At 59.4% G+C, this 20,362-nt stretch carries 21 protein-coding genes and 1 tRNA gene; 11 read left to right on the top strand and 11 right to left on the bottom strand.

The window, feature by feature from the left end; genetic code table 11:
* Positions 1–6: 6 nt before the first annotated feature.
* Positions 7–1,209, bottom strand: a complete 1,203-nt coding sequence (locus B9A11_RS05220) for an aminotransferase (RefSeq protein ID WP_058246944.1) — start codon at positions 1,207–1,209, stop codon at positions 7–9.
* Positions 1,210–1,270: 61 nt separating this feature from the next.
* Positions 1,271–1,681 (bottom strand): winged helix-turn-helix transcriptional regulator, encoded by a 411-nt coding sequence (locus B9A11_RS05215; RefSeq protein WP_058246945.1) that lies wholly within the window; start codon positions 1,679–1,681, stop codon positions 1,271–1,273.
* A 109-nt stretch (positions 1,682–1,790) separates the two neighbouring features.
* On the opposite strand from B9A11_RS05215, the gene B9A11_RS05210 reads away from it, so the two are divergent.
* Positions 1,791–2,654, top strand: coding sequence for an NAD(P)H-binding protein (locus B9A11_RS05210; protein ID WP_143595805.1), 864 nt, complete (start codon positions 1,791–1,793; stop codon positions 2,652–2,654).
* 75 nt (positions 2,655–2,729) lie between these two features.
* Here B9A11_RS05210 and gpt read toward each other — a convergent pair whose 3' ends face one another.
* Together gpt and fabI are read right to left on the bottom strand one after the other, a co-directional pair.
* Positions 2,730–3,251 carry a xanthine phosphoribosyltransferase gene (gene gpt, locus B9A11_RS05205; protein WP_058246947.1) on the bottom strand — a complete coding sequence of 174 codons (522 nt, stop codon included), beginning with the start codon at positions 3,249–3,251 and terminating at the stop codon, positions 2,730–2,732.
* Positions 3,252–3,377: 126 nt separating this feature from the next.
* A complete protein-coding gene (fabI, locus tag B9A11_RS05200) occupies positions 3,378–4,184 on the bottom strand; it encodes an enoyl-ACP reductase FabI (RefSeq protein WP_058246948.1) in 807 nt (268 codons plus the stop codon).
* Between the two features lie 134 nt (positions 4,185–4,318).
* Between fabI and pdxH the strand changes: the two genes are divergently transcribed.
* The 4 genes from pdxH to B9A11_RS05180 all read left to right on the top strand — a co-directional run bounded on the left by pdxH (position 4,319) and on the right by B9A11_RS05180 (position 6,382).
* Positions 4,319–4,924 carry a pyridoxamine 5'-phosphate oxidase gene (gene pdxH, locus B9A11_RS05195; RefSeq protein WP_058246949.1) on the top strand — a complete coding sequence of 202 codons (606 nt, stop codon included), beginning with the start codon at positions 4,319–4,321 and terminating at the stop codon, positions 4,922–4,924.
* 135 nt (positions 4,925–5,059) lie between these two features.
* Complete coding sequence (locus tag B9A11_RS05190; protein ID WP_058247132.1) at positions 5,060–5,611, top strand: cold-shock protein; 552 nt, start codon at positions 5,060–5,062, stop codon at positions 5,609–5,611.
* Positions 5,612–5,658: 47 nt separating this feature from the next.
* Positions 5,659–6,255 carry a DUF192 domain-containing protein gene (locus tag B9A11_RS05185; protein ID WP_083499795.1) on the top strand — a complete coding sequence of 199 codons (597 nt, stop codon included), beginning with the start codon at positions 5,659–5,661 and terminating at the stop codon, positions 6,253–6,255.
* 50 nt (positions 6,256–6,305) lie between these two features.
* Positions 6,306–6,382, top strand: a tRNA-Pro gene (locus B9A11_RS05180).
* 46 nt (positions 6,383–6,428) lie between these two features.
* Here the strand turns inward: B9A11_RS05180 and B9A11_RS05175 are convergent.
* Positions 6,429–7,322, bottom strand: a complete 894-nt coding sequence (locus B9A11_RS05175; RefSeq protein ID WP_058246950.1) for a LysR substrate-binding domain-containing protein — start codon at positions 7,320–7,322, stop codon at positions 6,429–6,431.
* Positions 7,323–7,409: 87 nt separating this feature from the next.
* On the opposite strand from B9A11_RS05175, the gene B9A11_RS05170 reads away from it, so the two are divergent.
* The 6 genes from B9A11_RS05170 (at position 7,410) to B9A11_RS21070 (ending at position 14,613) form a co-directional block, all read left to right on the top strand.
* Positions 7,410–8,639 carry an acyl-CoA dehydrogenase gene (locus tag B9A11_RS05170; RefSeq protein ID WP_370736526.1) on the top strand — a complete coding sequence of 410 codons (1,230 nt, stop codon included), beginning with the start codon at positions 7,410–7,412 and terminating at the stop codon, positions 8,637–8,639.
* A 319-nt stretch (positions 8,640–8,958) separates the two neighbouring features.
* Complete coding sequence (locus B9A11_RS05165; RefSeq protein WP_058246951.1) at positions 8,959–9,702, top strand: response regulator; 744 nt, start codon at positions 8,959–8,961, stop codon at positions 9,700–9,702.
* 20 nt (positions 9,703–9,722) lie between these two features.
* Entirely contained in the window at positions 9,723–12,005 is a 2,283-nt protein-coding gene (locus B9A11_RS05160; protein WP_058246952.1) for a sensor histidine kinase, read from the top strand.
* A gap of 122 nt (positions 12,006–12,127) precedes the next feature.
* The gene (locus tag B9A11_RS05155) at positions 12,128–13,237 is read left to right on the top strand and encodes a sensor histidine kinase (protein ID WP_058246953.1); all 1,110 of its coding nucleotides are present in this window, start codon (positions 12,128–12,130) and stop codon (positions 13,235–13,237) included.
* Between the two features lie 164 nt (positions 13,238–13,401).
* Complete coding sequence (locus B9A11_RS05150) at positions 13,402–14,163, top strand: helix-turn-helix transcriptional regulator (protein ID WP_234988735.1); 762 nt, start codon at positions 13,402–13,404, stop codon at positions 14,161–14,163.
* Between the two features lie 162 nt (positions 14,164–14,325).
* Positions 14,326–14,613, top strand: coding sequence for a hypothetical protein (locus tag B9A11_RS21070; RefSeq protein ID WP_143595804.1), 288 nt, complete (start codon positions 14,326–14,328; stop codon positions 14,611–14,613).
* A 10-nt stretch (positions 14,614–14,623) separates the two neighbouring features.
* On the opposite strand, the gene tsf is transcribed toward B9A11_RS21070, so the two are convergent.
* The 6 genes from tsf to pstB all read right to left on the bottom strand — a co-directional run bounded on the left by tsf (position 14,624) and on the right by pstB (position 20,362).
* Positions 14,624–15,499 carry a translation elongation factor Ts gene (gene tsf, locus B9A11_RS05145; RefSeq protein ID WP_058246955.1) on the bottom strand — a complete coding sequence of 292 codons (876 nt, stop codon included), beginning with the start codon at positions 15,497–15,499 and terminating at the stop codon, positions 14,624–14,626.
* Between the two features lie 121 nt (positions 15,500–15,620).
* A complete protein-coding gene (rpsB, locus tag B9A11_RS05140; protein WP_058246956.1) occupies positions 15,621–16,388 on the bottom strand; it encodes a 30S ribosomal protein S2 in 768 nt (255 codons plus the stop codon).
* A gap of 159 nt (positions 16,389–16,547) precedes the next feature.
* Complete coding sequence (locus B9A11_RS05135) at positions 16,548–17,849, bottom strand: HupE/UreJ family protein (protein ID WP_058246957.1); 1,302 nt, start codon at positions 17,847–17,849, stop codon at positions 16,548–16,550.
* 282 nt (positions 17,850–18,131) lie between these two features.
* Positions 18,132–18,821, bottom strand: a complete 690-nt coding sequence (phoB, locus tag B9A11_RS05130) for a phosphate regulon transcriptional regulator PhoB (RefSeq protein WP_058246958.1) — start codon at positions 18,819–18,821, stop codon at positions 18,132–18,134.
* 3 nt (positions 18,822–18,824) lie between these two features.
* On the bottom strand, positions 18,825–19,565 hold the full coding sequence (gene phoU / locus B9A11_RS05125; protein ID WP_058246959.1) for a phosphate signaling complex protein PhoU: 741 nt from the start codon (positions 19,563–19,565) through the stop codon (positions 18,825–18,827).
* The gene (gene pstB, locus B9A11_RS05120; protein ID WP_058246960.1) at positions 19,565–20,362 is read right to left on the bottom strand and encodes a phosphate ABC transporter ATP-binding protein PstB; all 798 of its coding nucleotides are present in this window, start codon (positions 20,360–20,362) and stop codon (positions 19,565–19,567) included. The genes phoU and pstB overlap by 1 nt, the downstream gene beginning before the upstream one ends.

Genomic DNA, 20,362 nt, shown 5'->3' with positions numbered 1-20,362 from the left:
CCCTGTCTACGCGGGCGTCGGGGGGGCTGCAAGAGGCCAGTCCAGCCTTGCCAGCCGGGTACACATCTCTTTGATGCCCAGCCGGTCCACATTGGCAAAGGCGATGCGGAATTGCCGCTCGCCCGATGGGTCGCCTTGGGGGACAAACATGGTGGCGGGCAGGATCAGGATGGACGCCTCTTGCACCAGTTTCGGCGCGAGGCTGCTGGCCCCTTCGGCAAAGGGGTGTTCCACGTAGGCGAAATAGGCCCCAAGGCCGAGCAGCTGCCACCCCTTGGCGGCGAGCGGCGGGAAATGGTCGAGGATGGCTTGGCGCCGGTTCAGGATGTCGTCGCGCTGTTCGGCGCGCCATTGCGCGAGGGTTTCAAGGCCGAATTGCGCGGCTTTTTGGCCGAGGGTCGGCGCGCAAATGGCGACAGTGTCTTGGAACTTTTCGATCTCGCGCAAGAGGCTTTGGTCGGCAAGGATCGCGCCCACGCGATGCCCGGTCAGTCGGTACGCCTTGGAAAAGGAATAGAGCTGCACCAAGGTGTTATGCGCGTCGAGACGGCTCAGCAGGTCATGCGGCGGGCCAAGGCGGGAGTCGAAATCGCGGTAGGTCTCATCGACGATCAGCTTGATGCCGGTCTCTTGGCACAGGTCGAACAGCGCAGAGAGGGTCTCGGCGGGGTATTCCACGCCGCCGGGGTTGTTGGGGGTGGTGATCGCGATGGCGCGGGTGCGCGGGGTGATCAGCGCGCGGGCGGCGTCTGCATCCGGGATCAGGTCCGCGCCAGTGGCAAGCGGAACTGCTTGCACGCCGGACATATCCAGCCACATCTTGTGGTTAAAGTACCATGGCACCGGCAGAATGACCTCGTCGCCTTGGGTCGTGAGCGCGGCGATGGTGGCGGCGAAGGCTTGGTTGCAACCCGCGGTGATGGCGATGTTCTCGGGTGCGATGGGCGCGCCGTAGTGCTGCGACCAATCCCGCGCCAACGCCGCGCGCAGCCCCGATTGGCCCAGCACCGGCCCATAAAGATGCGTGTCGGTCTGCCCCAACGCCTCGGCCATAAAGGTGCGCAAGGCGGGCGGCGGCGGGTCCATGGGGGCCGCTTGCGACAGGTTCAGCAAAGGCCGGTCCGCCGGAAAGGTTACCCCTTCGAGCCAGCGCTTGGCCTCTGGGATCGGGGGCGGAAAGGTCGCTTGGGTGCGGCTGCTGTGCGGCATGGGGGCTGTCCTGCGGTTGGCTCTGCATCACGCTAACAGCCTGCACAGCCAAGGAAAAGCCTTAGCCGTCAAAGGCCACGCGGGCCTGCCGGATGCGGTCATGGTTGTTGTCGGCCCATTGCGTCAGCACGGCGATCGGCTCCAGCGAGGATCGCCCCAGATCGGTCAGCGCATATTCCACCGACGGCGGTTTCGTCGGGAACACCTCGCGCGACACCAGCCCGTCGCGTTCCAGATCGCGCAGGCTTTGCGTCAGCATCCGTTTCGAGATGTCGCCCACCTGCCGTTGCAGCGCGCTAAAGCGTTTCGGCCCGGTGCTGAGCTGGATCATGAGCAGCAGCGTCCATTTCTGCGCCACCCGGTCCAGCACGTCGCGAATGGGGCACACGGCGGGATCATCCGGCGCGCCCTCATAGGCGGCCATCAGCGTCAGGATGTCGGGGGCGGGGTTACTTGCGTGTGCCCTTGTCATGAAAAAGTGCCTCCTTGTGCGAAAATCCCTGTCGCTTAGATGTGGTCTACATAAGAGACCATACCTCGTATTGGAACCATATGCGAGACTTTTAGAAAGGATGAACCTCATGTCTGCAAAATACCTCGTCACCGGCGCTTCGGGTCAACTCGGCGCGCTTGCCATCGACGCTTTGCTGGCCCGTGTGCCAGCCTCGGAGGTTGCCGGCTTGGTGCGCCGCCCCGAAGCTGCCGCGCCGCTGGAAGCCAAGGGCGTGGACGTGCGCGTCGCTAGCTATACCGATCCCGAGGCGCTGAAAGCGGCCTTTGCAGGGATCGAGCGCCTGCTTCTGGTGTCCTCCTCCGAGGTGGGCCAGCGCGCGGCGCAGCACCAGAACGTCATTGATGCGGCGGGGGCGGCGGGCGTGGGCTTTGTCGCCTATACCTCGATCCTGAATGCCAAGGGATCGCCGCTGACAATCCTGCCGGGCGAACATGTGGCGACCGAAGACGCGCTGGCCGCCTCGGGGCTGGATTACGCGCTGCTGCGCAATGGCTGGTACACCGAGAATTACACCATGGGGGCCAAGGACGCGGTCAAGGGCGGCGGGCTGATCGGCACGATCGGTGAGGGCCGCGTGTCCAGCGCCGCCCGCGCTGACTATGCCGAAGCCGCCGCCATTGTGCTGACGGGCGATCTGCCGACCTCTGGCACCGTTTACGAGCTGGCCGGGGATGACAGCTATAGCCTGCCGGAATTCGCCGCTGCCCTGTCCGAGCTGTCGGGCAAGACCTTGGGCTTCACCGATATGACACCCGAGGCTTACAAGGACGCGCTGACCGGCTTTGGCCTGCCCGAGGCGGTCGCCGCCATGCTGGCGGACAGCGAGGCGGGCGCGGCCAAGGGCGGGCTCTACTCGGACGACAAGACCTTGTCTGACCTGCTAGGCCGCCCCACAACCCCGTGGCGCGAGACGCTGAAAGCTGCGCTGTAACGCGCTGACAAAGAAAAGCCCCCCGCGCCAAGAACAGACGCGGGGGGCTTTTTGCATCAAACCGGGCAGGCGGGGTTAGTCGTCCTCGCCGCGATAGGGTTTGACGTATTGCAGCGCCAGATCCCACGGGAAGAAGATCCAGGTGTCCTGGCTGACCTCGGTGATAAAGGTGTCGACCTGCGGTCGGCCCATGGGCTTGGCGTAAACGGTGGCGATCTGCGCATTCGGGTAGAGCTTGCGCACCAGTTCCAGCGTTTTGCCGCTGTCGACCAGATCGTCGATGATCAGGATGCCGGTGCCGTCGCCCATCAGCTCGGCGTCCGGGGATTTGAGCACCTGCGCCTCGCGCCGCTGGTCGGCCTTGCCGCCGCCCGAGTGGTAGGATTTCACGCTGATCGTGTCGACGGTGCGAATGTCCAGCTCGCGCGCGACGATCATCGCCGGGGCCATGCCGCCACGGGTGATGGCGACCACGGCGCGCCATGCGCCATCCTCGGGGCCTTGCCCTTGGAGACGCCACGCCAGCGCGCGCGCGTCGCGGTGAAGTTGATCCCAGCTGACGTGAAAGCCTTTTTCGTGCGGCAGGCGGTTGTCCATGGCGGTGCTCCTATGCGGGTTTGCGAATGGCTATAGGCCAAGCGGCGCGCGGCTGGCAAGTGGCGCGGAACGCAAACGCCCCGGCCATTGCGGACCGGGGCGTTGATGTTCTGGATCAAAGGCGGTTTAGCCCTTGGTCATATCCGGCGCGTCCACGGCCTTCATGCCGACGACGTGATAGCCGCTGTCCACGTGGTGGGTTTCACCGGTGACACCGCTGCCGAGGTCGGACAGCAGGTACAGCGCCGACTTGCCCACATCGTCGATGGTCACATTCCGGCGCAGCGGCGAATTGTAGGCGTTCCAGTTCAGAATATAGCGGAAATCGCCGATGCCGCTGGCGGCCAGCGTCTTGATCGGGCCGGCGCTGATCGCGTTGACGCGGATGCCGTCCTTGCCGAGGTCTTCGGCGAGATAGCGCACCGAGGCTTCCAAAGCGGCCTTGGCCACACCCATGACGTTGTAATGGGGCATGATGCGCTCGGCGCCGTAGTAGGTCAGCGTCAGCGCAGAACCACCGCTCGTCATCATCTTTTCGGCGCGCTGCATGACCGAGGTAAAGCTGAACACCGAGATGTCCATGGTCATGGCAAAGTTCGCCTTGGAGGTGTCGACATAGCGCCCGCGCAGCTCGTTCTTGTCGGAAAAGCCGATGGCGTGCACGATGAAATCGAGGGTGTCCCAGTGCTCCTTTAGGCCGTCGAACATGGCGTCGATCGACGCCTCGTCCGCCACGTCACAGGGCAGAACGATGCTGGACCCCAGCTGCTCGGCCAGCGGGCCAACCCGCTTTTTCAGCGCTTCGCCCTGATAGGAAAAGGCCAGCTCGGCACCGGCGTCGGCACAGGCCTTGGCGATGCCCCATGCGATGGATTTGTCATTGGCAAGGCCCATGATCAGGCCGCGTTTCCCAGCCATCAATTGGTTTGACATCTTTGGATGGTCCCCCAGATCGTGTTTCGAAATCGTTTAGGCGATCAACCGCCGCAGGCGCAAGGGCGCAATCTGGTCATTTGCCCGACCGCAGGCGTAAATACGTGCAAATCACCCCCAAGGGAGACATGAGGATGAGCGATAGAACCGGAATTTTCGCAGGGGACGATCCCTTTGTGATTGCCCGCAGCTGGCTGGCCGAGGCCGAGCAGAGCGAAATCAACGACCCCAACGCCATTGCGCTGTCGACGGTGGACGCGGATGGCTTGCCCAATGCGCGCATGGTCCTGCTCAAGGAAATCGAAGACGCCGCATTCGTATTCTATACCAATTATACCAGCGCCAAGGCGGCAGAGATCGATCAGGCAGGCAAGGCGGCCTTTGTCATGCACTGGAAATCGCTGCGCCGTCAGGTCCGCGCCCGCGGGATCATCGAAAAAGAAGAGGGGCCGCAGGCGGATGCCTATTATGCGTCCCGGTCCTTGAAAAGCCGCCTTGGGGCCTGGGCGTCGGACCAGTCCAAGCCCTTGGCCTCGCGCGCACATCTGATGGCCGAGGTCGCCAAGATCACCGCGCAAAAAGGCCCGAACCCCGCGCGCCCGCCATTCTGGGGCGGCTACCGTCTTAAGCCTTTGGAAATAGAATTCTGGGCAGATGGGGCATTCCGTCTGCACGACCGATTCAGATGGCGCCGTGAAACCCTCGATCAGCCTTGGGAGATCATCAGGCTAAACCCCTAGTTCATTGGTATAGCTGTCGTAAATAACAGGTTTTTCCATGGTATTTCACGTTACGTGAAGTGAATTGACACAAAATACCAGTGTTTTGGCGTCTTGCGCTTTGGCTTGGGGATGATCCAAAACTTGGGTGGGGATATGTCGGTACAATTGGAATCAAAGTTGAGACAGCTAGAAAACGAGACAAGTGTTGTTGAAGGTAAGGTAAAGTGGTTCGACCCGGTCAAAGGGTTCGGATTTGTCGTTGCCGATACCGGGGGGCCGGACATTTTGTTGCACGCCAACGTGCTGCGGAATTTCGGGCAATCTTCGGTGGCCGATGGGGCACTGATTGAAATCGAGGTGCAACGCACCGAACGCGGTGTGCAGGCCACACAGGTCCTGTCCATCGAACCACCCGAAGGCAACGACACCGTGCCGCTCGCCGACTTCGAGGAAATTGATCCCGAAGTCCTGAGCAACGCGGTGCTGGAACCGGCGCGGGTCAAATGGTTCGACAAGGCCAAGGGTTTCGGGTTTGCAAATGTCTTTGGAAAATCCGAAGATGTGTTCATTCATATCGAGGTCCTGCGCCGGTCGGGTCTCGCGGATCTTCAGCCGGGCGAAGCGCTCGCGATCCGTGTGGTCGACGGCAAGCGCGGACGCATGGCGATGGAAGTGAACGCATGGGAAGCCGCATTGCAGCGCTAAGCATTGTCTTCGGCCTTTGGGCCGGAGCAGGATGTGCCACGGACGACATGGCTGACGATCTGGCCCCGCAAGGGGACCACTCCCAGATCCCGGCCACGGCAGAGGACCCCTCTGCCGCCGCGGCACATGCAGGGGATGACGCGGCATCGGAAACGCCGGGGGAATTGACCCCTTTGGCGCCCATCGGCCAAGAGGCCGCCGCCGTCACTCCGCCGGATCCGGACGCCCCGGAGTGCAAGGCCGACACGCTGTTCATTCGCGGCGATTTTGGTCTTGCGCGGTTCAACGTCGCCGTGGCCGAAACGCCAGAAGAGCGCAACCAAGGTCTGATGTTCGTGGAGCAGATGCCCATGAGCACGGGGATGCTGTTCGTCTATCCATCGCAGCGCCCCGTGGCCTTTTGGATGAAAAACACCCTGATCCCGCTGGACATGATCTTTGCTGATCAGCATGGCGTCGTGGTCGATGTGCATGAAAACGCCGTGCCCGGCGATCTGACCTCGATCCCCAGCGCCGAACCCGCGCAGTACGTTCTGGAGGTAAACGGCGGGTTGACGCGGCTTTTGGGCATCTCCGAAGGCGATCAACTGAACCATCAGGCGATCACCGAGGCGGCTTGGCCGTGCCGCATCGCGGCAGAGTGATTTTTCCTCTTTTCAAGGCGGGCAGGGGCGGCTAAACCCTGCCTCACGGTCGGGGTGTGGCGCAGTCTGGTAGCGCACCTGTTTTGGGTACAGGGGGTCGTGAGTTCGAATCTCGCCGCCCCGACCACTTTTCCTAAAATCCTTGCCACGTTTTTGCGGTCGTCTTGCGGCGTTTAGCGCGGCAGCATGTCGTCGTCGGTCTGCTGTGCCAGCCAGTCGATGAACACGCGCAACGCCGCCGAGGGCGGCCGATCCGACGGCCACACGAGGTAGTAATCGCCAAGGCTGACCGGCGCGGCCTCGGCGGCCGCGATCAACTGACCCGAGGCGCGCTCTGCCACGGTCAGGTAGTCCGGCAACAGCGCCACCCCAAGGCCGTGCAAAGCGGCCTGTAGGATCGTTGTGAACTGGTCAAAGTTGGTGCCGCCCAGGCCGCTCTGCGGGGCGTTTTGGCGGGTAAACCAGTCTTTCCAAGCGGTTGGCCGGGTCTGGATATGCAGCAAAGGCAGGGTCGCCAAATCGGCCAAGGGCAGGGGGCCGCCGATCAGACTGGGCGCTGCCAGCGGACGCACCTGCTCTGTCATCAGGCGCAGGCTATGGGTGTCCGGCCAGCTTGGCGTGCCGAAATGCAGCGCCGCGTCAAAGCCTTCTTGGTGGAAATCGAAGCGGCGCAGGCGCGTGGTCATATTGACCGTCACATCCGGGTGGCGCTGCGCGAAATCCGGCAGGCGCGGCACCAGCCAGCGCATTCCAAAGGTCGGCAGAATCGCAAGGCTCAGCGCACCGCCGGTTGGGTCCAGCCGCAGCGCCATCGCCCCTTGCGCAATCAGGTCCAGCCCCTCGCGCACGCTTTGCGCAAAGGCCGCAGCCTGCGGGGTCAGCCGCAACGCCCGCCGATCACGCAGAAACAGCTGCGCGCCCAGGTGGTCTTCGAGCGTTTTGAGCTGCCGAGAGACCGCGCTTTGCGTCAGGTTCAGCTCGGCCCCGGCGGCGGTCGCGCTGCCAAGACGGTCCAGCGCCTCAAGCGCGCGCAGGGCAGTGATCGGGGGCAGGGGAGCAATACCCATGACATTTCCTCATGCTTGGATGCGCAATTGTCGTTTTTCCTTGCGCCAAGTGCAAGCTACACTGCGCACAAACCCATGTAGGAGCGGATGATGACCGACACGACCAAGCCCAGCCTCAAAGCCAAGGACGCCCCGGATCTGGGCGCCTTCGACTGGGAAGATGCCTTTCGTCTGGCGGACCAGCTGACCGAAGAAGAGCGGATGCTGTCCGATGCGGCGCGGACCTTTGCCTCGGAAAAGCTGGCGCCCAAGGTCATCGAGGCCTTTGAAGAGGAAACCGTCGACCCGCAAGTCTTTGCGGACATGGGGGAAATGGGCCTGCTCGGCACCACGATCCCAGAACAATACGGCGGGCTGGGCGCGGGCTATGTGTCCTACGGTCTGGTCGCGCGCGAGATCGAGCGCGTGGATTCGGGCTATCGGTCGATGATGTCGGTGCAGTCCTCGCTGGTGATGTATCCGATCTACGCCTATGGGTCCGAAGAGCAGCGGATGCGCTACCTGCCCAAACTTGCCAGCGGCGCATGGATCGGCTGCTTTGGGCTGACCGAACCGGATGCGGGCTCTGATCCTGGCAGCATGAAAACCCGCGCCGAAAAGATCGACGGCGGCTATCGTCTGACCGGCTCCAAGATGTGGATTTCCAATGCGCCCATCGCGGATGTCTTTGTTGTTTGGGCGAAATCCGACGCGCATGGCGGCAAGATCCGCGGTTTTGTGTTGGAAAAAGGGGCCAAGGGGCTGAGCGCGCCAAAGATCGCCAACAAGCTGTCCCTGCGCGCCAGTGTAACAGGCGAAATCGTCATGGATGGGGTCGAGGTCGGCGAAGAGGCGCTGCTCCCGCATGTTCAGGGTCTCAAGGGGCCGTTCGGCTGCCTGAACCGCGCGCGGTATGGCATCGCTTGGGGCGTGCTGGGCGCTGCGGAATTCTGTTGGCACGGCGCGCGGCAATATGGGCTGGACCGCAAGCAATTTGGCCGTCCGATCGCGCAAACCCAGCTGTTTCAACGGAAATTGGCGGATATGCAGACCGAAATTTCGCTGGGTCTTCAGGGCTGTCTGCGCGTTGGCCGGTTGATGGACGAGGCCAAGGCCGCGCCCGAGATGATCTCGATCCTCAAGCGGAACAACTGCGGCAAGGCGCTGGATATCGCGCGGCTGGCGCGCGACATGCACGGCGGCAACGGCATTTCCGCCGAGTTCCAGGTGATCCGCCACATGCTGAACCTTGAGACCGTGAACACCTATGAGGGCACACATGATGTTCACGCGTTGATCCTTGGGCGGGCTCAGACCGGGTTGCAGGCGTTCTTCTGAGTTTGGCGCATTTGGCGCGGTGCGGCTGTCTGTGCCGCGTCAAAGTGATATGTTGAATATTTCCTCCAGTTCGCTTCCAGTTCGCTTGGCCCGGGCTTAAGCTAGACCGAAATTCGAACAGATAGCGTTAACAGCATCTATTTGAGTGTCTGCAATTTTATCTACCCCCTTGGATTTAACAGTTCCTTAGCGATTTGGGCAAAGGATGCCCGCTAAGGTCTTTGTATTCCACGGGCAGGTTGTGGGCGTTCTCGGTGTGATGACATGTCGGGGCGTCGCGCTTGGCCGGATGCAACTCACGCGTCAAAGGAGGTCGAGAATGCGCTCTGCCAAGAAAATGGACAACGAAACCAAAGAGTTTGTTGTCGCTCTGAATTCGGGGCGAGAGTCCCGCAAGCCTTTGAATATCCTGTTTCTCGACGATCAAGAAGTTGACCGCCTGCGCTTGAGAAAGTTCAGTGAAAAGGCGGGGCTGAAATTCAAGACCTTTGAGGCATCCAACTTGGCAGAGTTTCGGGCCGCTTTGGATAGCAAGCCTATGGACTTGGTTTTCTTGGATTATTTTCTGGACATGGAGACGGGTCTTGATGCGTTGAAGATCCTGATTGCCCATGAAGACCAGTCCGAGGCGTTGCCGATCATGGTCACCAGTGTGGAACGCCATGACATCGCAGTCGAGGCGATGCGAAATGGCTGCGCCGACTACATCACCAAGGAAGAGCTGAGTGTCAGTACCGTTCGCAAATCGATCCTTTCGGCATTCGAGCGCCGTGTTTTGATCGCAGCGGTCGGCCAATCCCACTCCTCACGGGCTGAAATTCAGCGGTCCGCGCGCAAGATCGCGGAAACCTGCGGCCCGGAAATGCGAACGACCCTGGCCGGTACGCTGCGCCACATCCGCGGCTTGCGCCAAGCTCATTCTCTTGCGCCTTCAACGAACCAAAATCTCACGGCGTTGGAAAAATCCTGCCACGAAATCTATGGGTTTTTGGACGACATCAGCGAGACATTGAATAAGCGCGCGGCGCAAGCCGAGCGACCAAGCGCATCCACAAATAGCTAACTTAGAAAGCGGTGGGTCGTGTGAGTATTCTTGGCCAAAGCCTTCGGAACAAGTTTGTCGCGCTTGCGGTTTGCGTTGCCGTGTCTGCAATCGCGCCAATTTCGGTCTACATATTCTTGTCAACGTGGGAGCGCGGCTACGAAACCGCACGGCAAGACCTCACTGCGGCGTCTCAGAATTACGCGTTTCGAATTCAACAAGCCTTTGACGCCTTGGAAAAAGACGCCGGGATCTTGGGAACTCTGCCTCAAGTTCTAGAGATATTGAACGAGATAGAGACCAAGGACGACACGTCTCGGTTGACTGTCCATCCAACATCGAAAGCACGGCTAGAAGCCGTATTTAGCAGTTTTATGGTGCAACGACCGCATTATGCTCAGATGCGTCTTTTGACCCGAAAAAACGATTGGCAAGAAGTCGTCCGAGTCAACCAAGCTGCCGGTAAGATACAAACCGTTGCCAGTACGGATCTACAAAGCAAAGGTCATCGCGACTACATACAACGAATTTCGCAAGCCGGCAGTGAGGAATTCTATTACTCCAAAATCTCGTTAAACCAAGAGTTGGGACAGATAGAAGGTCCCGCAATGGTTCGGCTGGTCAGGTTAATTCGGACATCCGGAGGGCAAATCAATGCGGTTTTGATCATCAATGTCGAAGTAAAGTCTTTGCTCGGCTCGACTGTTCCAGCGATGAGAAACGGTGTTCGCTTGCTCGCTTTGACTAGCGACTTGGATTACTTCCTCATCGATGAAGATGCCGCAGCGGACAGCGTGGTTCTTCATACAGAGGAACGATGGCAGCGCCTTCCCGAGATGGAGGCTGCGAGTTTTTCCGATCAGTTCGTGTCTATCGATCAAGGCGAAGAGGCACTGGCCATGCCAATATTGGCGTTGGAAGAGCGTGAAAACAGGCCATTTTCAATTCAAACGATTTCTTCAATCGACAGGGCATACATTACGGAACAGCTAAGGCTTCGCTTTTTTTGGATCGGAGTTTTCCTGCTGCTTTCGCTTTTCCTGTCGTGGTTCCTGGCGCAGCGGTTTGCCGAAAACATCCTTGCCCCTCTGAAAAAGCTCCATCAACGGATCATAGATCGGCCTGATCAAGGGCTTCCGATTGAAATTGAAATATCCTCAGGCGACGAAGTAGGGGAACTTGCGGCGGCTTTTCAGGAAATGTCAGAAAGTTTGGTGGCAGAAACACTGCGCGTTCGGGCGATGTTTTCAGCGGTCGACAATGCCATCGTAGTCATTGATCAAGACGGCATCATTGAAGAGTTCAATCCCGCCGCTTCCCAGATTTTTGGTTATGAGGCTCAAGAGATCGTTGGGAAGAAACTTGAAACGCTCATGCCCAAGAGTGACGCTGAAAACCATCAAGGGTATGTTAGAAATTTCGACGGTCAGAGCCGGATAATGTCAGAGCAAAGGAATATAACCGGAGTCCGAAAGGATGGCAGCCATGTTTACCTCGAGATATCAGTGAATAAAGTTACCTACGCGGGCAAGGACCACGTCATTGGATTGGCCCGCGATGTTTCGCAGCGCGTAAAGGCTCAGAATAAGGTCGAAACGCTTATTTCAGCCCTGAAGAGATCGAACGAAGAACTTGATCAATTTGCCTATATGGCTTCCCATGATTTACGCGCCCCACTGAGAGTGATAGAGAACGCGTCGAAATGGCTTGAAGAGGATTTGGAAGAGCATCTTACCGAAGAAACACGGGAAATCCTGGACTTACTAAAGAGTCGTGCAAGTCGCATGGATAAAATGCTCCAAGATTTGCTCGAGCATTCCCGGATTGGCAAAAGCGATATAGACACCCAGAACATAAGGGGCGACGAGCTGATGTCAGGAATTATGCAACTTCTTGACGTCCCCGCAGGGTGTAAAATTCATGTATCGGATGCTTTCAAAGGCGTGCAAATCCCCCAAATGCCGATCGAGACTGTTCTGCTGAATCTGATCAGCAATGCAATAAAACATCATGATCATGATGAATGTGAGATCAATGTGGATGTCATTGACCGTGGCGACGTCTTCGAGTTTTCAATTCAAGATGATGGGCCCGGTATCCCCGTGCAGTTTCAGGAAAAGGTTTTCGAGATTTTTCATACACTTAAACCTAGAGATGAAGTTGAAAGCAGCGGAATGGGGTTGGCGATGGTACGCAAGCATGTTGACGTGATCGGTGGCACAATTGACCTTATTTCGGACGGCGTTCGGGGCACAACTTTCCGTATTTCTTGGCCCAAACGCAGACCTCAGAGTGATCATGGTTTGAGTTTGAAAGCATCATAAAGCCGGGACCGGCGTCAGTACGCGCGTTTGAAGGATCTGGGGCGTTTCCAGTTTTTTAAGCGTATTTCGATAGCCTACCATTTCCCAAACGCCTTGGATTGAACCTGATGGGAAGGTGAATAATGCAAGACCTGACCGTTTTGATTGTCGATGACGACAAAGGTGACCGTGAGTTGATCAAACGGTTGCTACGAAAGACAGAGTTTGCCTGTATCAATCACGAGGCATCCAGCACTGAAGCGAGTTTTGCGTTAGACTTGGCGCACGTGGATGCGATTTTTTTGGATTATCTTTTGCCCGGCGATACCGGTCTAGGGCACTTGAAGGATTATCGAAAACGATGGCCGCAGGCAGCCATTTTCTTTATGACCGGGCAGGGCGATGAGGGTATCGCCAAGACCGCGATTAAATTTGGCGCAACGGATTACATCCCCAAAAGTGCAATCAATCAGCAGTCTGTTAATCGCATGATGAAAAACGGACTGGCGCAGGCTTTGGCCCAGTGGCGGTTGGATGAACTTATCGAAGACTTGACGCAGTTCTCAGAGGTCCTGGTGCATGATTTGAATGCTCCGGTCCGTGCCACAGCATTTCTGTGCGAACAGATCCAAGAGGATGTTCAGGACAAGAACTATGAGGGCGTCGTTGATGGCGCACGGCTTTTGCGCAAAACCGCATCGCAGATGCAGGAAATGATCCGCAGTCTCGGTGACCATGTGCGACTGGATCGCGAGGTCGAATTGAATGAAACCACCGCAGACGCGTTGGTGGACAAGGCGATGACCTTGCTTGAGCAGGAGATCAAAGAACGTAACGCGGTGATTACTCGACAATTCGATCTAGGGAATACGCCGATTTACTGTCGGCCGCCGCAAATTACGCAGGTTTTGCAAAATCTCATCGCCAACGCCATGAAGTATAGCGGTGAGCGCACACCGGAAATCCACATCACTGTGCGCTGCGATGCGGACCATCACATCATCTTTGATGTTGCCGACAATGGCATCGGTGTGCCGCCAGATTTCCGTAAAAAGATTTTTGAGCCGTTCAAACGCGCGCCTGGTGCCAATCAACAGGCGGGCACAGGCTTGGGTCTCGCGACTTGTCGCAAGATCGTTGGACGGCATGGGGGGACGATCAAATGCGACTCGGTTGTTGGGGAGGGCACGACAATTTCTTTCAAATTGCCAGCGGTCCCACAGCATTCGCGAACCGCGCCCGTCGCAAGATAGTCGTATAATCAGTATTATGTAAAAAAAATAGGATCACCAATCACACCAGACAGGTAAAACCATCCATTTGCGCTTAGTCCTTGTCGCCCCACGCTTTCTGTCATGTTATACACGGGTTAATCATTTTGACCATGAGGTCGAAAACCCAACCGGAGATCCGTCTCGTGACCAGCGATGTGTGCAGCTATTTGACCGCTTTGACCAATCAGGACAGCGTAGAAACGCTCTGGGCGATGCACTGCGACAAGATGGAATCTTATGGATTCGATCGGCTGATCTATGGTTTCACCCGCTTTATGACGCCGACGTCCTTTGGCGATCCCAACGACTTCGTTGTTCTGACCAACCACACGCCCGCCTACCGCAAAGGCTTCGTCGAGGATGGTCTGTATCGCGATGCGCCGATGGTGAAATGGGCGCTCGAAAACGAAGGCCATTGTAGCTGGCGCACGCTGGCCGAGCGAATTTCAAAGGGCGCGCTGGATGAAAAAGCCGCCAAAGTCGTGGCCTTTAACCTGACCCACAAGGTCTACGCGGGCTATACGATCAGCTTTCGGTCGGTCTCCAGCCGCTCCAAGGGGGCGATTTCGCTGACCACGCGCGCCGATATGAACCAGGATCAGGCCGACGCGATTTGGGCGGAACATGGCCAAGACATCATCCTGATGAACAATGTCGCCCACCTAAAGATCCTGACCCTGCCCGTTCCGTTGCAAAACCAGACGCTGACACCGCGCCAGCGCGAGGCGTTGGAATGGGTTGGTGACGGCAAGACGATGCAGGACATCGCGCAGATCATGGGGCTGACGCAAGCGACGATTGAAAAGCACCTGCGGCTTGCCCGAGAGACCCTTAACGTGGAAACGACCGCGCAGGCCGTGGCCAAGGCAGCGTTTCACAACCAGATGTACATTATCGAAGCCTGACCTGAAAAACCGTCGTAATACCAGCCGGTTGCACGATGTTCTTCGCGCGAGTCGCGCGTGAACTGACGTAAGGTCGGGAAAACCATACTTCCTTTACCCTGGGTTAATTGGCACTCTGCTCATGTTCCGTGAGTGGAGGCTTTGGCCTAGGAGCGAAGGAGATTGCACCCTGACGATTTTCAGGCTCTGTGGTTTTCTCCGGTGAAAACCGGGGCTGTGACGGTTGGCGCAATTGAGGCGCTGGCGTTCGGCATCCTGTTCGGGGTTCTTGAGCTCATCCCCAATGTCTCGTTCAAGAACCCCGAATTTTTCCGATTATCCCCATGTAGTCAGTGCGGGCGCCCCATCGCGGGCGCCCTGCCCTTTTTTGCCGGCCGTCCGAGACACGTCGCGCGCAACGAAAAAGGCCGCCCAAAAGGACGGCCCTTTCCAATTCTGAATAGCGAATAGCCCTGAAAGCTTAGCCCTGTGCGGCCTTGGCCACCTCGGCAGCAAAGTCCTCTTGGACTTTCTCGATGCCTTCGCCAACCTGCATACGCACGAAACCGACGATCTCGGCGCCGGCTTCCTTGGCGGCTTGCTCGACGGTCAGGTCGGTGTTCATGACGAACTGCTGGCCGGTCAGGGTGACTTCGGCCAGGAACTTCTTCATGCGGCCAACGATCATCTTTTCGATCACGGCCTCGGGCTTGCCGGACTCGCGCGCGATGTCGATCTGAACTTGCTTTTCCTTTTCGACGACAGCCGGGTCAAGCTCGGCTTCGTTCAGCGCCTGCGGATTGGCCGCTGCGATGTGCATGGCAACCTGCTTGCCGAACGCCTCGTCGCCGCCTTTCAGCGCAACCAGAACACCGATCTGGCCCATGCCGTCTGCGGCTGCGTTGTGCACGTAGGACGCCACGACGTCACCTTCGACGGATGCCATGCGGCGCAGGGACATGTTCTCGCCGATGGTGGCGATCTTGTCGGTGATGGTGTCTGCAACGGTCTTGCCGTCGATTTCAGCGGCTTTCAGCGCTTCGACGTCGGACACGGTCAGAGCGGCGGTCGCAATGTTGGCAACCATGCCTTGGAATTCGGCGTTCTTGCCGACAAAGTCGGTTTCCGAGTTCACCTCGACAGCAACGCCCTTGCCACCGTCAACCTTAACGGCCACCAGGCCTTCTGCGGCGGTACGGCCGGATTTCTTGGCGGCTTTCGCCAGACCCTTGGTGCGCAGCCAGTCGATGGCCGCTTCCATGTCGCCATCGGTTTCCACCAGCGCTTTTTTGGCATCCATCATGCCTGCGGAGGTGATTTCGCGCAGTTCTTTAACCTGTGCAGCAGTGATCGCCATAGCTTGGCTCTCCTATCATCTAAAACGGGTCCGGGTGGCCCGATCAGCCACCCGATTTTGTCACAGCTTCATGTCGCCTGTGCGACACGTGCCTGCTCTGTCGCTTGCGCGACGGAGTGGCTTACTGAGCCTGTGCTTCTTCGAGCAGCTCTTCCGCCGGGGCATCTTCCAGAGCGCCGAGGTCAACGCCGGCTGCTTCCATCTGGCCGGTCATGCCGTCCAGAGCCGCGCGCGACACCAGGTCGGTGTACAGCGCGATGGCGCGAGCCGCGTCGTCGTTGCCCGGAATGATGTAGTCGATGCCTTCGGGCGAGCAGTTGGTGTCGACAACGGCGACAACCGGGATGCCCAGCTTGTTGGCTTCGGCCACGGCCAGCGCTTCTTTTTTCACGTCGATGACGAACAGCATGTCCGGCACGCCGCCCATTTCACGGATACCGCCCAGCGAAGCCTGCAGCTTGGCCTGGTCGCGTTCCATGTTCAGACGCTCTTTCTTGGTCAGGCCTTCGGCGCCGGTTTCCATCTGCTCATCGATGGTTTTCAGGCGCTGGATGGACTGGGACACGGTCTGCCAGTTGGTCAGGGTGCCGCCGAGCCAGCGGTGGTTCATGTAGTACTGCGCGCATTTCTCAGCAGCGTCGGCGATCGGCTGAGCAGCCTGACGCTTGGTGCCGACGAACAGCACGCGGCCGCCCTTGGCAACGCAGTCACGGATCGCATTCAGAGCCGCGTCCAGCATCGGAACGGTCTGCGTCAGGTCCATGATGTGGATGCCGTTGCGCGCGCCATAGATGAACTCGCCCATGCGGGGGTTCCAACGCTGCGTCTGGTGACCAAAGTGAACGCCAGCTTCCAGCAGCTGACGCATGGTGAACTCGGGAAGAGCCATGCTATCTATCCTTTTCCGGTTTATCCTCAGCGAGGCTGCGACACGTAATGTGCCAACCGGTGGACGTTTGGGGGCTGTCTGTCCCAAAGGCCCGACCTCGCTTGCGGGTTCGTGACGCTGCCTTTAGGCGGTGTTCCGACCAAGGTCAAGCCCCTTGGCCTAGAGAAACACCCGTTCCACGAACCAATAGGCCCCAACGGCGGCGATGGCCAGCGAGGCCGGGGTCGCGACAAAGCGGCGGTAGGCGTGCAGGCGGTCCACATTGCTCGCTGCAAGCAGGCAAAGAACGCTCAACGCCGCCAGCGGCAAAAGGAACACCGGCGCCCCTGCCCCCATGGTTTCGGTAAACGCAGGCCCGTTCAGCAGCCACCCCAGGGCGACAAAGCTCAGGGCCAGCACGCCGTAAACCACTTGGCCGGTGCGCACATCGACGATCCCCTTGTCCACGCGCTGCGCCATGACCACCAAGAGGAAGGCAATGGCGATCACCGTCAGCTGGCCGAATTCGACCCCGACGTTAAAGCCAATCAGCCCCGCGACGAACTGGTCCTGCGGCAGGCCGAACTCTTGCAGCACAGAGGCAAAGCCAAGCCCGTGCAGCAGCCCAAAGACAAAGATCACCAAGGGGCGCCAGCGATGCAGCTTGTCCGAGACGATGTTTTCCACGGCGACATAGACGATGGAGGCGGCGATAATCGGCTCGACGATGCTGCCGGGGATGGTGACATACCCAAGCGCCCCAAGCGCCAGCGTCACCGTATGCGCCAGCGTAAAGGCGCTGATCTGCCACAGCAGCGGGCGCAGGTGGGTGGACAGGAAAAACAGGCCCAGAACGAACAGGATATGGTCAAGCCCCATGGGCAGGATATGCTCAAATCCCACCGGGATATAGGCGGCAAAGGTCTGCCAGCCGTTGAGCGCGTCGCCGCCTTGTATCGCAATCGGACCCGAGGATTCGCCCGCGAGATAGCCGGTATAGCCGTCCTCGACGCCCATCTGGCGCAGGATCAGGCTGCCGTATTCGGCGGGCCACGTGATCTCCAGCGTCTGCGCGCCATCCGGCAGATCGGCGGTCAGGAACAGCTGACTTTCGCGCGGCAGGGCGACGTTGCCCACCGGGGGAATGGTCGTGTCGGTGGCGCTGAGAGGCAAAGCCGTGCCGTTCGCGGTTACGGTGATCTTGGACAGGATCCCCGGCAAGCGGGCGTCAAGGCGCTCTTGCAGCGCGGCAGGCTCCAGCGCGCGCAGCGCGTCGATGTCGTCCGAAGCGGCGGTCTCGTTGGTATCCATGACCCCGTCAAGGTTCACCCCCGCCATCAAGGGTTCGATCCCCACCCGCAGCTCCATGCGCAGTTGACCGTTTTGTGTGACAAAATCCGCGATGGCCGATTGCACTTCGTGGGCGGAGGCCGTCAGCGCTTGCAGCCAAAATGCCATGGCCATGAAAAAAATGCGGATCATCCCTCGCCCCTTTTTTAGATCATCTGGCCAGAGGATGGCGCAAAATGGTTGGGGTTCAAGACATAAACGAATTTTGGGGATGGGTACGGTCGAAATTAACGCCGGGGCTCCGCCCGTGAAGGCCTCAAACCCTCCCCCGGAGGGTTTGCCGCAAAGCGGACCGGCCTTCACCCTTCCCCCAGAAGGGCTGCCGCCGTAGGCGGTTCAGGTAACCCCGGGGCTCCGCCCGTAAGAGCCCCGAACCCTCTCCCAGAGGGTTTGCCGCCGAAGGCGGACGGGCTCTTACCCCAGTGCATACCCTGCGCCGCGGACGGTGCGGAGCGGATCGGCGCCGCCGTGTTGGCCCAAAGCTTTGCGCAAGCGGCCGATGTGCACGTCCACCGTGCGGCTGTCGACGTAGATGTCACGCCCCCAGACACGGTCGAGCAACTGCTCGCGCGACCACACCCGGCCCGGCTTTTCCATAAAGGTGGTCAGCAGGCGGAACTCGGTGGGGCCAAGTTTGAGCTCCTTGCCGCCCCGAGTAACCCGGTGCGTCTCGGAATCCAGCACGATGTCTTCGTACTCCAGCTGAAGCCCCGCCGCCGAAGGCCGCGAGCGCCGCAGCTGCGCCCGAACGCGGGCCATCAGCTCGACCACCGAGTATGGCTTGACCACATAGTCATCCGCCCCGGTTTCCAAACCGCGCACCCGATCCACCTCTTCCGAGCGCGCCGACAGCATGATGATCGGCGTGCTGCGCGTCTCGGGCCGGGTCTTGATCTGGCGGCAGACCTCGATGCCCGAGAGATTCGGCAACATCCAGTCCAAAACCACCAGATCGGGGTTTTCCTCGCGCATGAGGATCAACGCCTCTTCGCCGTTCTCGGCCTGCGCCACGCGAAACCCCTCGGCCTCGAGGTTGTAGCTCAGCACCTCGCGCTGCGAGAGCTCATCTTCGACCAACAGGACAACAGGCTGATCTGCGGACATGGCTTAGCCCTCATCCACCGGAAAATCGGTGCTCAGCGCCGGGTCGATCGAGGTCCGGTCGGCCTTGGTGCGGGTCTCGTCGGGCTTTTCGCCGGTCACGAGGAACACCACCTGCTCGGAAATAGAGGTCACATGGTCGCCCATACGCTCGATGTTCTTGGCGATGAAATGCAGGTGCATACAGGTGGTGATGTTGCGCGGGTCTTCCAGCATGAAGGTCAGGAACTCGCGGAACAGCGTGTTGTACATCTGGTCGATGTCCAGATCGCGCTGGATCACGTCCAGTGCCAGCTTTTCGTCGCGCTGGATATAAGCATCCAGAGCGTCCTTGAGCATCAGTTCCACGTCGCGGGCCATGCGGCGCAGGGAGGTGGCCGTCCCGCCGATCTGCGGCAGTTCCACCAAGACAGAGGTGCGCTTGGCCAGGTTCTTGGCCAGATCACCGATCCGTTCGAGGTTGGCGGACATGCGCATCACCGACAGCACCACGCGCAGGTCCATGGCGGCGGGCGCACGCAGGGCGATGACGCGGGCAGCCTCGTCATTCAGGCTCTCTTCGAGGGCGTCGATCACCTTGTCCCCGGCGCGGACCTTTTCGGCCAGCTCGGTGTCGCGGGTTTCCAGGGACTTGGCCGCGTCCAGAATGGCCGCCTCGACAAGGCCGCCCATCTTCATGATCTGGGCCTGAATGCTTTCCAGATCGCGATCAAAGGCGCTGGAGATATGTTGTTTAAGGTCGCTCATTAGCCGATCCGCCCCGTGATGTAGGATTCCGTGCGCGGATCCTCTGGGTTGGTGAAAATCTTGGTGGTGTCGTCAAATTCGACAAGGTTGCCAAGGTGGAAGAAGGCGGTCTTTTGGCTGACGCGCGCGGCCTGCTGCATCGAGTGCGTGACGATCACAACCGAGTAATCCAGACGCAGCTCGTCGATCAGCTCCTCGACTTGCGCGGTTGCGATGGGGTCCAACGCCGAGCACGGCTCGTCCATCAGCAGAACCTCGGGTTCGGTGGCGATGGCGCGGGCAATGCACAGACGCTGCTGCTGGCCACCCGAAAGGCCGGTGCCGGGCGCGTGCAGGCGGTCCTTGACTTCGTTCCAGATCGCTCCGCGCCGCAGGGATTTCTCGACGATCACGTCCAGATCGGCCTTGTTCTTGGCCAGACCGTGGATGCGCGGGCCGTAGGCGATGTTGTCATAGATCGACTTGGGGAACGGGTTGGGCTTTTGGAACACCATCCCCACCTTGGCGCGCAGCTGCACCGGGTCGACCCGGCGGTCATAGATGTCCTCGCCGTCGATCAGGATGTCACCCTGCACCCGGCAGATGTCGATCGTGTCGTTCATGCGGTTCAGACAGCGCAGAAAGGTGGACTTGCCACAGCCCGACGGGCCGATAAAGGCGGTCACGGTCTTGTCTGCGATCTCGACGTCCACGTCCTTGATGGCGTGCGTGTCGCCGTAATAGACCTGTACGCCTTTTGCGCTGATCTTGGTTTCGGTCTGGTCCACCTGGGCCTCCGTATGTCGTGCGTCGTACAT

The sequence above is a fragment of the Tropicibacter naphthalenivorans genome, from assembly GCF_900176475.1.
In the GTDB taxonomy this organism is placed as follows: domain Bacteria; phylum Pseudomonadota; class Alphaproteobacteria; order Rhodobacterales; family Rhodobacteraceae; genus Tropicibacter; species Tropicibacter naphthalenivorans.
The sequence above is the reverse complement of the archived record's forward strand: the minus strand, read 5'-3'. Positions and strand labels throughout refer to the sequence as shown.